The sequence below is a fragment of the Bacillus sp. AP8 genome (assembly GCF_000321185.1).
Taxonomy (GTDB): Bacteria; Bacillota; Bacilli; order Bacillales; family DSM-1321; genus Bacillus_AD; species Bacillus_AD massilioanorexius.
The window spans coordinates 138,395-152,103 of the sequence record NZ_CAPG01000036.1 but is presented as its reverse complement, the minus strand read 5'-3'; the positions used below and the strand labels follow the sequence as shown (position 1 = coordinate 152,103).

The 13,709-nt window shown below is 33.2% G+C and carries 14 protein-coding genes, 1 pseudogene and 1 other annotated feature; of the genes and pseudogenes, 9 read left to right on the top strand and 6 right to left on the bottom strand.

Annotated features, from left to right (window positions below):
• Positions 1-118: 118 nt before the first annotated feature.
• Positions 119-366, top strand: a binding site (T-box leader).
• Between the two features lie 45 nt (positions 367-411).
• Positions 412-1,407, top strand: a complete 996-nt coding sequence (locus tag BN349_RS09965) for a tryptophan--tRNA ligase (protein WP_019242157.1) — start codon at positions 412-414, stop codon at positions 1,405-1,407.
• Positions 1,408-1,627: 220 nt separating this feature from the next.
• Positions 1,628-2,200, top strand: a complete 573-nt coding sequence (locus BN349_RS09960; RefSeq protein ID WP_019242156.1) for a pyridoxamine 5'-phosphate oxidase family protein — start codon at positions 1,628-1,630, stop codon at positions 2,198-2,200.
• 317 nt (positions 2,201-2,517) lie between these two features.
• Here the strand turns inward: BN349_RS09960 and BN349_RS23765 are convergent, their stop codons facing one another.
• Together BN349_RS23765 and BN349_RS09950 are read right to left on the bottom strand one after the other, a co-directional pair.
• On the bottom strand, positions 2,518-2,784 hold the full coding sequence (locus BN349_RS23765) for an ArsR/SmtB family transcription factor (protein ID WP_019242155.1): 267 nt from the start codon (positions 2,782-2,784) through the stop codon (positions 2,518-2,520).
• Complete coding sequence (locus tag BN349_RS09950) at positions 2,785-3,219, bottom strand: SRPBCC family protein (RefSeq protein ID WP_019242154.1); 435 nt, start codon at positions 3,217-3,219, stop codon at positions 2,785-2,787. It lies immediately after the preceding gene.
• 610 nt (positions 3,220-3,829) lie between these two features.
• Between BN349_RS09950 and BN349_RS09945 the strand changes: the two genes are divergently transcribed.
• Together BN349_RS09945 and BN349_RS23760 are read left to right on the top strand one after the other, a co-directional pair.
• On the top strand, positions 3,830-4,363 hold the full coding sequence (locus BN349_RS09945; RefSeq protein WP_019242153.1) for a GNAT family N-acetyltransferase: 534 nt from the start codon (positions 3,830-3,832) through the stop codon (positions 4,361-4,363).
• Positions 4,364-4,515: 152 nt separating this feature from the next.
• Positions 4,516-5,360 (top strand): annotated as a pseudogene (locus tag BN349_RS23760) (quinone oxidoreductase family protein).
• Positions 5,361-5,476: 116 nt separating this feature from the next.
• Here the strand turns inward: BN349_RS23760 and BN349_RS09935 are convergent.
• Entirely contained in the window at positions 5,477-6,031 is a 555-nt protein-coding gene (locus BN349_RS09935; protein ID WP_019242150.1) for a helix-turn-helix domain-containing protein, read from the bottom strand.
• A gap of 112 nt (positions 6,032-6,143) precedes the next feature.
• On the opposite strand from BN349_RS09935, the gene BN349_RS09930 reads away from it, so the two are divergent.
• From BN349_RS09930 to BN349_RS09910, 5 genes are all read left to right on the top strand, one after another.
• Entirely contained in the window at positions 6,144-6,725 is a 582-nt protein-coding gene (locus BN349_RS09930) for a LysE family transporter (protein WP_019242149.1), read from the top strand.
• A 195-nt stretch (positions 6,726-6,920) separates the two neighbouring features.
• Positions 6,921-7,709, top strand: a complete 789-nt coding sequence (locus tag BN349_RS09925; RefSeq protein WP_019242148.1) for a nucleotidyltransferase domain-containing protein — start codon at positions 6,921-6,923, stop codon at positions 7,707-7,709.
• 398 nt (positions 7,710-8,107) lie between these two features.
• Positions 8,108-8,377, top strand: a complete 270-nt coding sequence (locus BN349_RS23755; protein WP_019242147.1) for a hypothetical protein — start codon at positions 8,108-8,110, stop codon at positions 8,375-8,377.
• Between the two features lie 356 nt (positions 8,378-8,733).
• Entirely contained in the window at positions 8,734-9,522 is a 789-nt protein-coding gene (locus BN349_RS09915) for a DUF817 domain-containing protein (RefSeq protein ID WP_019242146.1), read from the top strand.
• A gap of 827 nt (positions 9,523-10,349) precedes the next feature.
• Entirely contained in the window at positions 10,350-10,892 is a 543-nt protein-coding gene (locus BN349_RS09910; RefSeq protein WP_019242145.1) for a GNAT family N-acetyltransferase, read from the top strand.
• A gap of 78 nt (positions 10,893-10,970) precedes the next feature.
• Here BN349_RS09910 and namA read toward each other — a convergent pair whose 3' ends face one another.
• The 3 genes from namA to proC form a co-directional block, all read right to left on the bottom strand.
• Positions 10,971-11,987, bottom strand: coding sequence for an NADPH dehydrogenase NamA (gene namA / locus BN349_RS09905; RefSeq protein WP_019242144.1), 1,017 nt, complete (start codon positions 11,985-11,987; stop codon positions 10,971-10,973).
• A gap of 383 nt (positions 11,988-12,370) precedes the next feature.
• Positions 12,371-12,712, bottom strand: coding sequence for a nuclear transport factor 2 family protein (locus BN349_RS09900; RefSeq protein ID WP_232423543.1), 342 nt, complete (start codon positions 12,710-12,712; stop codon positions 12,371-12,373).
• A gap of 68 nt (positions 12,713-12,780) precedes the next feature.
• Complete coding sequence (proC, locus tag BN349_RS09895) at positions 12,781-13,641, bottom strand: pyrroline-5-carboxylate reductase (protein ID WP_269719697.1); 861 nt, start codon at positions 13,639-13,641, stop codon at positions 12,781-12,783.
• Positions 13,642-13,709 lie beyond the last annotated feature (68 nt).

The following is a 13,709-nucleotide window of genomic DNA, read 5'->3' as shown; positions in this document are numbered from 1 at the left end:
GAACAACATCTAAAGATTACATAAATGGAACAAATTTATCTGAAATTAAAGAGGAAAATCTTTCTATATTTTGATTGATTTTAACTATCAATTATCGTAATATTGTATTAATTCGATATATTTAGCGTTGAAGAAGAAGAGTAGAGAAAAAAATGGTTACAGAGAGCTGATGGTTGGTGCGAATCAGTGCCGGATTTTTGTTGAATGGGCTTCGGAGCTTCTAGATTGAAAAAGTAGTAGGTCTAGCGGATTGTCTTACCGATAAAAGAGACTACGTATCGAATTTGATTGTTGTTTCTGTACGGAATGAGTGCGTTTACTTGGATAAGCGAATAAAGGTGGCACCACGGGTTACTCGTCCTTTTTTAGGATGAGTAACCCTTTTTGTGTTTCTATATAGGAGGGTAAATAATGAATAAAATAATTTTAACAGGGATTAAGCCAACAGGGCGGATACATTTAGGGAATTACATTGGAGCGATTAAGCCAGCACTAGAGCTCGCTAATAATTCTGAATACAAAGCTGCTTACTTTATTGCAGATTATCATGGTCTAACAAAAATTCATGATGGTGACGAAATGAAAAAATTGTCATATATGAATGCCGCAACTTGGTTAGCGTTAGGTCTAGATCCAAATAAAGTCATTTTTTATAGACAATCGGACATTCCTGAAATTTTTGAATTAAATTGGATTTTAGCTTGTTTTACCTCTAAAGGTTTAATGAATCGAGCTCATACATATAAAACAATGGTTGAAACAAATAAGGAGAATCATAGAGATATCGATCAAGGTATTAATATGGGAGTTTTTTCGTATCCGATTCTGATGGCAGCAGATATTTTATTATTTAAGACTGAAACTGTACCTGTTGGAAAAGATCAAATACAACATGTAGAAATTGCGAGGGATATCGCAGAGAGTTTCAATCATATATATGGAGATACGTTTGTACTACCAAATTATAGAGTTCAAGAAAGTACATCTGTTTTACCGGGATTAGATGGGAGAAAGATGAGTAAGAGTTATAATAACACGATTCCTCTATTTGAAGAACCTAACCAATTGTTTAAGCTAATCAATAGGATTAAAACAGATTCGTTACCTGCTGAAGCAGAAAAAAATCCAGATCAATCGATTATTTTTACATTATTTAAAGAATTTGCTTCTCCAATTGAAATAGCAAATATGAGAAATCGATTTGTAACTGGAATCGGGTGGGGAGAAGCTAAAAAGGAATTGTTTGTTGTGATGAACCAATTTCTTGAAGAGCCTCGTGAGAAGTATAACAAGCTCATGGCTTCGCCTAAAAAGCTAGATGAAATTTTACACTATGGCGCTGAAAAGGCGAGGGAAGTTAGTCAGCCATTTTTAAAAGAGATTAAACGTAAGATTGGCTTGTTCTAATTCATACAACATCATAATAAACCTTTTAGATCAATAACCTAATGTAAGAAGACAAATATCCTAAAGTGAAACTGACAAAAGTCTGTTTTCTGAAAAAATGATTGCTTTTTGTAATAAGACGGATATGTTAAAATTGGTAAAAATAACATTTGTGAAAAATAGGGAGTTCTGATCTATTTAGGAGTGATATTATTTTTTTGATATAAGGGAGGAGAAATTCATGGGAAATAGTTTTTCATCACTTCTGCCAAATCATCAAGAATTTATCAAGAAGCAAAAAATTTTTTTTGTTGGCTCAGCACCATTATCTGCGGAAGGACATGTGAACATATCTCCAAAAGGTCATGATGTATTACGTATTTTCTCTCCAACTGAAATTGCATATTTAGATTTAACAGGTAGTGGTAATGAAACGAGTGCACATTTACATGAGAATGGTAGAATCACTTTTATGTTTTTAGCTTATGATGGATTGCCTATGATATTAAGACTTTATGGAAAAGGGAAAACAATATTACCCGAGACAGAAGAATGGGAAGAGTTCATACAGCATTTTGAAATTCTTCCTGGCGCGCGGCAAATTATATATGTTGAAATAGAATCGGTTAAAACATCGTGTGGATTTAGTGTCCCTTTTTATTCATATGGAGGAGATCGTAATATTCTTCATCAATGGGCTACTAACAAAGGGGATGTAGAATTAGATTTATATCGAAAAAAGAATAATTCAATAAGCATGGATGGGATTGTTACCCCACTTGGAGAAGGGATATCTAGCATTCATGATGATTAGAAGGAATGAAAAGGACTGAAAAAGATATCGATTTTCAGTCCTTTCATTCGTCTCCTCGTTAGTGTAGTAAATGTATGATTGACTGGATAAGGAACCTTTAAAGAGTAATACCAAGTACACTATTTGTTGCTCTTTTTAAAGCGAATGTGAAAATGTAAAAAATGTTTTTGCTCCTAATACATTTAATGGTCTTCTGAATGTTGACTATCATCGCTACTTAAATTTTGATCAGTTTTTGTTTTAACAATTTGTATACTTTGCTGATCGTTATTTTCGATAACGTGTTTTAGGATTGACAATTTATTTTACCAAAACTGCTAATAGTAGGAAAGCCATTCCTTTAATTCTGCTAAAGGCTCCGGCTGTAAGTGATAAATTTTTTCTCTCCCTATTTTTTCTCCAGAAACAAGTTTTGCTTCAGAAAGAATGTGCAAATGTTTAGCGATAGCTGTGCGACTTATCGGAAAATGCGAAGTTATTCTTGAAATCGGTAAATCCTCCTTTAAAAGCAGACGAAGTACTTCTCTGCGAGTTGGATCAGCGATAGCCTGGAATACATCATATTTGGGAGGAGATGAAGTCATTTATATCTCAACAACTTTCTTTAATTTGACATTTACGATATCAATCCAACCATGATTCATTCTATCACGGATAACAGAGCTTTCTGTGTTTGCCTTCGAAATAATCGCTTCTTTTTCTCCCCACCCACCATGAATTAAAGTGAATTCTGTTTTTTGGTTTCCAAGATCTTTCAAGATAAATGAAACAATCCATCCATCAGTATCCCATGAAAACTTAAGTAAATTTGGTTCACTCACTTCTAACACTTTACATGGAGAAGGTCCAAATGGTGATTGTAAATGAAATTCTTGCCCTACTATTGGTTGAAAATCATCTGTGGTCATAAACCATGAAGCAATTCCTTCTGCTGTCGATACTGTTTCCCAAACTTTTTGTATAGGTGCATGATAAATAACCGTTTGTTTTATGTCTTCTAATTTATTTTGTTTATTCATATCTATTCTGAATCTCCTTTAATTAACTAAAAAGTAACACCTTATGGTTTTGTGTTGTATCATATAACACCTTTTGGTTTTATGTCAATGCTATTTATTATTATGTTCAATAATCACCCGCTATATAGTTAATATTAAAAATATTTAAAGTTTTGAATTAATGAAAAAGTTTGATAACATGAAATTAAATGAAAGGAGGGTACTAATATGAAAAAAAGAATAATGAAGTTCCTATCAATTGGAATTGGGTACTCTACCGCCGTTTTTTTTATTTGATCTAATCATGGGATAAGTCTGTTTATTTTTAGATAAAACGACCTATGTTCATTGATTAGGAATTTCTAATTCAAGTACAAGAATCCACAGATCGTTCTCTGTGGTATTGTTTTAATACAAAAACCACAGACCTTTCTGTGGTTTGTTATTTTTTTACTCTGTTGTACGTTACTGTTGATATAAAAAAGCGGAATTTCTTCAGACATCTGCGAATAAGCTGCACATTGGAAATATGCGAGCGAGGATGCTTACGATTATTCTGTGGAAAGAGACCCATTTTTCAATATATAAACAGTATAGTTTAATAGAGTTTTTTCATAAAGGAGGAAGTAAAATGGAAATAAAGAAAGAGATTTGCATTAGATTATTAGAAGCATCTGATGTAGAAAATTTATTAACTCTTGAGAGAGAGAACAGGGACTTTTTTAAACTATATACACCTCTAAAAGAAGAAAAATATTATACGTTTGAGGGACAAAGTGAGAGAGTGGAAAAAAGTATGTTATTAGCAAAGGAGGGTACGATGTATTCATTTGGGATTTTTCGTATCAAAAATCATCAATTAATAGGCAATATTACTTTATCAGAAATTGTAAGAGGACCATTACAAAGCTGTTGGATTGGATATTATTTAGATAAAAAGCAAAACGGAAAAGGCTACATGACTGATGCTGTTAAGGATGCAGTCCATTTTGCGTTTAATGAATTGAATCTGCATCGTATTGAGGCTGGGGTTATGCCTCACAATAAAGCATCAATAAAGGTGTTAGAAAAAGCAGGGTTTCATAAAGAGGGGATTGCGAAAGAAAATGTACAAATATATGGAAAATGGGAAGATCATCAAATATTAGCGATAATAAATAAATGATAAACAGTTTATAAGAGCAGCAGAGTAATAATTACTGAATTATATTTGATTTTATATAAGAATTATGGATTAGTTAACATAAGATTTATGTATTATACTTCAAGAAAATAGAGACTTAAAATAGGAGGTAATAAGGAAAGAGGCGATTTGATATGAAAGCAATAGTTGTATCGGAGTTCGGTTCACCAGAAGTGTTGAAATATACGGATATTAATATTCCCAAAATTAATAACGAACAAGTCTTGATAAAAGTGGAGAAGAGTAGTGTAAACTTTGCTGATATAAAAGCTCGTTATGGTAATAAAGGAAATCAAATATTTCCCTATGTACCTGGATTAGATACAGCGGGAGTAATTGTAGAAATCGGCAGTGATGTAAAAGGATTAGAAATCGGTAATAGAGTAATCGCTTTCCCATCAAGGGGTTCATATGAAGAATACGTAGTAGCTGATGCGAATTTAACGTTTGTAATTCCCAATAGTGTTTCCTTTGATTTGGCAGCAGCTTGCCCAACGGTATCTTTTCTCTCTTATAAACTATTAGTTGATGTCGCTCGGATAGAAAGAGGAGAAACCATCTTAATTCACTCTGCAGCAGGAGGTGTAGGAACTACAGCTATACAACTTGCAAAAATGTTGGTGTAAATATTGTATTGGATTCTGTGGCAGGAAATACAACTGAAAAAAGTCTAGAATGTTTGGCGAGTTATGGACGATTAATACAATTTGGGAATTCTAGTGGTAAGCCAGGAATAATTAAAACGAGTGATTTGCATTCTAGTTGTCGATCGATACTTGGATACAGTCTCGGAACAACGAGAAAATTAAAACCAGAATCGTTAAGGAATACTGCCAATCAGGTGTTAAAATACTTAGAAGATCGGTCATTAAGTATTCATATTGGTAGTGAATTTCCATTGAGTGAAGCAGTATTAGCACATAAACTGATGGAAAGTAGAAAAAGTTTAGGGAAAATAGTATTGAATGTTTTGAACTGAGATGTATTGACGAAAAAATTTATAGGTTCTTCAACTTGAAATCGGGTGCTTTTTTCGTTTATGAGTAACAAGAAGGCTACATAATCAAACCACATTCAGAGGAGAATGTGGTTTGATTATGCTGGATAATGGATGGTCATGCTTAAACGGGTTAAAGTGTTGCCAGAATTATGGTAGCTATGTGGCCGATCCGCTTTAAAGCGAATCGAGTCTCCACTTTTCACCGTATATTCAAGACTATTTACTCGAATGGTAATTTCACCATCAAAAACTGTAATAAATTCCTCTGTTCCATCTCGATGTCCATCAGCACTTAGGTATCCGCCTTTTTCAATCTCAACAGAATAAATTTCAAAGCGTTGATTTTCTTGAAAAGGAAAGTAAGGATATACTCGATATTTGCCGTTATCTTCAGAAAGCACTTGAATATCGCTTTTTAGAATTACTTTTGTATCTGGCTGAGGGCTATGAATAAGAGAAGTAAAGGAAATTTTTAATCCATTTGCTATTTTCCAAATAGTTGTTATGGTAGGACTTGATTCACCACGCTCAATTTGTCCAATCATTGTTTTACTAACTCCAGTTAGTTCAGCTACTTTTTCAAGACTTAATTTTTCGTTTTCTCGTATAGTTTTTAGATTTTTCGCGAGAATAAGATGAATTTCTTCCATAAAACACACTCCTAATCGTGTACAATATAACGTCTATATTATACAATATAAAGCAAAACGTTATATTGTTCATTTTAGGCATTATAACATACGGAGTGGGGGGAGTTGTATAATGCCTTTTGTATCATTTTTGATATATGTGATTGTTACAAGTTTTACACCAGGGCCAAATAATATTATGGCGATGATGTTTGCTAACCAATATGGTCTAAAAAAGACCATAAGATTTTGTTCAGGAGTCAGTGCGGGATTTTTCGTCATTATGTTATTATCCACTTATTTTAATCTCATGCTTAAAAGTGTTATTCCGAAAATAGAATTGATTATGAGTATTGTAGGGGCAATTTATATGGTTTATTTGGCCATGAAAATTCTTTTTAGTAAAGATACGGTTCAAAATAATGAAGAAGATAAAAATAATGGTTTTTTTACTGGTATGTTCTTGCAATTTGTTAATCCAAAAGGTATTCTATATGGCATTACGGTAATAGCTACTTTTATCTTACCGTATTACAATTCACATATAAGTTTATTATTCTTTGCATTGTTCTTAGCATTAGTTGGTTTTTTAAGCACCCTTAGTTGGAGTTTATGTGGCTCTGTTTTTCAGAAATTTCTTTCAAAATATAAAACTCCATTTAATATTATTATGGCATTATTGTTAGTATACAATGCTATCTCTATTTTGATTTAAAATATAGACTGTTTTCATAAAGTTTGTAGACTTTTATCAAACCAAGTAGTAAAGTATTACCTTAAATTCGGCTCTAGGAGTCTCGCATTTCACGCATCAAAAAAGTTAATGTAAGACCAAAAAAAATAATAGGATAATATAGATTAAAAGGAAGAAATAGACAGCTAATCAATATTAGTAAATGAGGAAGTATAAATGAAAGAAGAAATTTTAAAGGCTATACAACAAATTGAAATAGATTATGAAGTAAAGGTATTATTTGCCTGTGAATCAGGTAGTCGTGCTTGGGGTTTCCCTTCTAAAGATAGTGACTATGATGTTCGTTTTATTTACGTACATAAACCAGAGTACTATTTGAGTATTGATCCTGTCGGTGTTGGGAAAAAAAGAGATGTTATTGAGCTGCCAATTAACAATTTACTTGATGTTACGGGTTGGGAGCTTACTAAAGCATTGAAGTTGTTTAGAAAATCTAATCCACCTTTATTAGAATGGTTACGCTCAGGCATTGTATATTATCAAGCCTTTTCAACAACCGATCGAATAAAAGAGCTAAGCGCAACTATTTTTTCTCCAACGTCATGTTTGTATCATTATCTAAATATGGCTAATACAAATTTTCGCGAATATTTAAAGACTGATATGGTACGAATAAAAAAATATTTCTATGTGTTACGACCGGTCTTAGCGGCACGCTGGATAGAAGCTTTTCATGAATTCCCTCCAATCGAATTCCAAACTCTTCTGGAGAAAGTTGTTCCTGATGGAGAGTTAAAAAAAGAGATAAATGTATTGTTAGAACGTAAATTACGAGGGGATGAGCTAGATATGGAGCCTCGTATAAATTTAATTAATTCATTTCTCGAACAAGAATTGAAGCGTTTGTTGGAGTATGCACAGAAGGTTTCAAAAGAAATAGAAGACCCAACTCCTCAATTAGATATATTATTTCGTAATACTTTAAATGAAGTATGGAAATCGTAGTTTTGGATTTATGGAGGACTTATTTTCAGAAGAAAAGTTGAAGTAAAATGTAAGAAGGTGCTTGGTGCTTGTGGTCCAAGCATCTTTTTATTATGTTCTTAGTCATTTTCGTTTGTTTATTAGGAAAGTGTTAGTATAAATCTATTTATACTAAATCTATTAGATTCTTCTACATATTGTGACAATATTAGTATGATAAGAGAATGAAAAAAGACTGTTAAAAACGAACTGGCTATATTTGGAATTTGTTTGTTATCAGAATTCGTAGGATTATGCAAAGATTTTTCTATAAAAGAAATATATTTTGTTTTTGTCTCTTATTCTCGAGTATATACGATTGAAGGCGCACGAATATGTTAGATACGGATTAAGAAACAACTAATTATGTATGAGTAGGAGTGATATATATTACGATTGTATTATTTTTATTAGCAGGATTAGGTGAAATTGGTGGTGGATATTTAATATGGCTATGGCTAAGAGAAGGAAGACCATTTTATTATGGCATTTTAGGGGCAGTTAGATTAACATTTTATGGTATTGTTGCAACTTTTCAATCTTTTCCTTCTTTTGGACGTGTTTACGCAGCATATGGAGGGATTTTCATTGTTCTATCAGTCTTATGGGGATGGGGAGTAGATAAAAAAGCTCCTGATGTATACGATTAGATTGGTGCAGCCATTTGCTTACTGGGTGTTTCAGTTATGTTGTGGGGACCACGAAATTAATAGTACTGCAATATTAAAAAATCAAAACTGATTAGTCATGGCGTTATATACTTGATTTTGATGAAGTGTGTATTCATTCTGATTTATGGTTATCTTGTGACAATGAGAAACGTATTAAAAAAACTACAAGGGTAAGCAAATCAAGTCACTGAGAAGAATGTTTATATCAATCGTTGTCGTTTTAGTAAGATGTCTCAATGAGGCAAGTCTATGTTTATTTTTGGTGAATAAACCAATCAAAAAGAGCGAAACTGCTTTTTTGTTAAAATTTTTCATATAAATATAAGGGTGTTAGGATGAAACAGTTATTTTACACTGGAATTGAACAGGCAAAGTCGTGTATATTTCCAGTAATGATTTTTTTAAGTCTAGCTATAACAAAGATTGTAGAAATACCATTTATCGCTCGCTATGATTTAATTCTATTGATTTGTTTAGTTACACAGATTGGAATGATTGTTTTTAAAATAGAAACATGGGATGAAGTCAAAGTCATTGCAGTCTTTCATCTAATAGGGCTTGCATTAGAATTATATAAAGTACATATGGGTTCATGGAGCTATCCTGAAGATGCTGTCACTAAAATTTTTGGGGTACCGTTGTATAGCGGTTTCATGTATGCGAGTGTTGCAAGTTATATGTGTCAGGTATGGAGAAGAGTGGATTTAAAATTGTCAAATTGGCCACCTACATGGGCTGTTGCTATTTTGAGTGCTAGTATCTATTTTAATTTTTTTACGCATCATTTTAGTTATGATTTTCGTTGGGTGTTAAAAATAGTAACCTTGCTTATCTTTTTTCGTACATTTGTTCATTTTACAGTTAATAGGCGCACATATGCAATGCCGTTATCTTTGTCTTTTATTTTAATTGGTTTTTTCATTTGGATTGCAGAGAATATAGCAACTTTTTTCGGAGCATGGCAATATCCAAATCAACAACAGCATTGGGAAATCGTTCATATTGGTAAAATTAGTTCTTGGTTATTACTTGTTATTGTGAGCTTTTTAATAGTGGCGCAATTAAAACATGTAAAAGCAAATCGAGAGAAGCTAGGTTCATTAAATCACGAAAAGACAATGTAAATAATGAATGAATTTTTCTAATACAAAGCGCTCCGAACCATAAGGTTTGGGGCGCTTTTATTAAGAATCAGTGACTTTAGATATGATCATATTAGCGTATGCTTGGGCCATCATTTTGTGTTAAGTGTACACCATCTTTTACGAAATATTCATTATGTCCAGCACTATTATTATACCAATCTATGATAGAAGTATTATTGTGTTGTGAGAAGTAGCGGCATTTAATAATGATTTGTTTACATAGTTTTGCCAATGGTCAGGGACACATGTATTAACAAGGGAAACCTGTTTGTCTTTACCAATGGAATCAATGTTGCTAATTGTTTACTGTGAAAGGCACCATTAGAGCCCAAAGCGATAATAACAATTTCTCCTAAATTTCCTTGTTGTTTCATTTGATGAATGATTGCTTCTGCCTGGTGTATTTGTCTACTTATTTTTGCGTCTATTATTATATTTTTCTAAATATGGAGCGACTGCAATCATGACGGAATCTCCGATAACACTTATCTTTTTAGGGTTTTTTGTTTAGTTTGAGTTTCTTGTGAGATTATATTTTCCTCGACTCATCAAGATTTTGGAGTGTGTTTGTCGAAATGAAGAGGAAAGAGATTATAAAAATAGAATATTTAATTTAGTGAATATAATTAGCGATTGAAGTGTAAGGTGCGAGACTTTTGTGGGAGACACCACCCAGTATCCTGGGGCGGAAGCTAACTAAACCTTTATTCACTACTTGTTCATAGGTAAAAAAGTTTATGAAAATAGACTTTATTTATGGTTAATAAATGGAAAGGGGCATTCTTGTGACAAAAGGAGGGATGGAAATGAATTTTCCAAAGTTAGAAACGAGTAGACTTAACTTAATTCAAGTATTGAATCAATATGCTGAGAATCTATATGATATTTTTTCAAGAGATGAAGTTACGAAATATTATGGAATGGATAGCATGAAAAGCGTTCAAGAAGCTCACTTGTTAATTGAGCATTTTTATAAAATATACGAGAATAAACGAGGAATTAGATGGGGGATAATATTAAAAGAAAACGGTGAATTAATTGGAACAATTGGATTAAACAATCTTAATATAGGGAGTAAACGAGCTGAAATCGGTTATGAATTGCACCCGGCGTATTGGAATAAAGGATTTATTACGGAGGCTGTTAAGGAAGTATTAAACTATTCCTTTAACGAATTGCAATTATTTAGGGTTGGGGCAGTTACATATCCACAGAATAGAGCATCTATTCAGTTGTTGAAAAAAATGGGGTTTTCTAAAGAAGGATTGTTGCGAGGTTATTTGTATCAAAATCATTTATCACATGATGTTATCATTTTTTCTTTGCTTAAAACAGAATGGCAAGAATAATTTATACATATTCGAAGTCCAATAAAAAGAACATGTAACAATGGATTACATGTTCTTTTTATTGACTAGCTTACTGTTCTACCAGCCTCGTACATATGGTTTTGGTGCCGCTAATTCTGTTCGTAATTCTTCTGCAGCAGTTCTTGGCCAATAAGGATCTTTAAGTAATTGTCTGCCAATAAAAATGAAGTCTGCTCGTTCATTTTGTAATATTTCTTCAGCTTGAAGCCCTGAAGTGATAAGACCTACTGCGCCTGTGTTAATTTTGGCAAGCTGTTTAATTTTCTCACTATAAGGTACTTGATAGCCAGGAAATACTTGGATTGTAGCTGGAACTACAGCGCCCGAACTGACATCAATAACATCGACACCATCATTTTTTAACCATTTTGCAATAGTTACGTAATCATTGATAGTTAGACCTTCTGGGTGATAATCGTTTGCTGAAATACGCACAAATAAAGGACCATCCCAAACGAGCTGTACTGATTCGATAATTTCTTTTAGGAAACGATACTGATTTTCAAGTGATCCACCATATTCATCCTTACGCTTATTTGTTAGAGGCGATAAGAATTGGTTAATTAAGTAGCCATGTGCCGCATGGAGTTCAATTATATCGAAGCCTGCTTTCTTAGCTCTTAATACAGCTGCTTGAAAAGCTGCAATTGTTTCCTGTATTTGATTTATTGTTAATTCTTTAGGTGTTTGATATTTATCGTCAAATGCAATAGCTGAAGGTGCAAAGATATCTCCACTTACAGTCGCTTTTCTACCTGCGTGAGCAATTTGGATAGCTGCTTTTGCATTGTTCTCATGAATGAGTCTTACTATTTCCGATAATCCCTCAATATGCTGATCACTCCAAATTCCTAAATCTTTCGGACTGATTCGACCTTGAGGGGAAATGGCGGTTGCTTCGAGCATAATTGTTCCTACTCCACCCACAGCTCGACTACCATAGTGGACTTTATGCCAATCTTCCACTTCGCCATTTTCTTTTTCTGAACTATACATACACATCGGTGACATCACAATTCGATTTTTGACTGTTACATTTTTAATGGTATAAGGTGAAAAAAGTTTGGTGCTCATAAACATGGTTCCTCCTTATTGAAAAATGAAATATTGGCCTCACTAATGAAATAGCCTATATAAATAGTATAACAATATTATTAGTCGGAAATGTAGGAATAAAGATTGCAGTTGCAGAGATATTAATTGAAGATTCTACAACTACTATAGATTATATACAAAAAAGAGGATGTCCAAAAAGTAAAAATTCGATGGATATCCTCTTTTGTTTTATCTGAGTTTTATACGATCCTTATCTTAACAAAAGAATAGAATAAAGTGATGCACAGGACAAAGCACGTAACTTCAGCTTTTTTTAGAAAGTAAACATACATTTTATAGCAATTAGTTCGTAAAAAATGGAAATCGGTTACAGCGTAGGAGCCTCTGAAAAATGATATAAATCACTTTTTAGACGGTCCCTTTTTTTCATATTGGGTTAAAGTTCCTTGGTGGAAACTCATTTGCCACATGCCATTTTTTCGTTTCCAGATTGAACTTCGTAAAGAATGCTGTTGCCTTGTACAATCTACTATTCGATACGTAACCAGAGCGATATCTTCTTTTAATGGATGTAGGGGAAAATCAAAAATCTCCATGTCTCTAATCGTAATTCCCTCAGGTCCAATTTCGTTTTTATACCATACCTTTCCGGAGCTTGAGAATTCAAAAAAATCATCCGCTAACAATATAGAAAGCTGTTCTGATAATTGACGTACATCTGGCTGTAACAATAATTTTTCCAATTGATATAATTGTTCACTTAAAGATGTTGGAGAGCTTTCCGTGTGGTAGCCTCCTTTTATCAGTTTTATTAAATAGAAATAGTCTTTTTATTTATTTCTTCCGTAAGCTTTTGCCCCATTCGCTTAGATTGCTGAGCAGCTTCTACGATACATTCTGTCAATGCTTCCTGAACATTTCTGGATTGTAGTATCTTTATTCCAGCCTCAGTTGTGCCACCAGGTGATGTTACTTCCTGTCGTAATACTTTAGGAGTTTTTGGTGACTGAAGTAGCATTTCTGCTGCGCCAATAATGGTTTGCAAAATTAACGATTTCGCTGCATCTTGTTCCAGTCCTATTAATTCAGCTGAGTTTTCCATAGCCTCTATTAAATAATAAATATAAGCTGGGCCACTACCTGAAAGTCCGGTTACAGCATCTAATTGTGATTCATTGACAAGCGTTACTGTACCAATTGTTTCAAGCAGTTCTGTAGTCATGGTTAGCTGCTTTTCTGTCACAACGCTATTATGAGAAATAGCAGTGGCCGACTGTCCAACTGCAGCTGATGTATTTGGCATTGTTCGAATAATAGCCATTTTTCTTTCAATGATCTTTTCAATGTTTTCTATAGAAACACCTGCTACAACAGAAACTAATAGCATCCCGTCTTGTAAATATGATTTTATGGATGATAGAACAGTAAGTACATCTTTTGGTTTAACAGCTAAGATGACTATGTTTGCATCTTGAAATAATGTTTCATATGAATGAGTGGTTGATACACCATATGTCTCACGTAAAAATTCTAGTCGTTCCTGTTTACTTCGATTCATGACAGTAATTTGATTAGTTGTTATATGACTTCTTTTTATGATGCCAGAAATCATTGCTTCAGCCATGGACCCTGCACCTACAAAGGCAATTTTATTCATAGAGAAGACCTCCAAATTAGATTTGTATTACGAACTTAGATTAACTCTAAGTTTGTTGAAAAATGTAAGATATTGTATCTGTG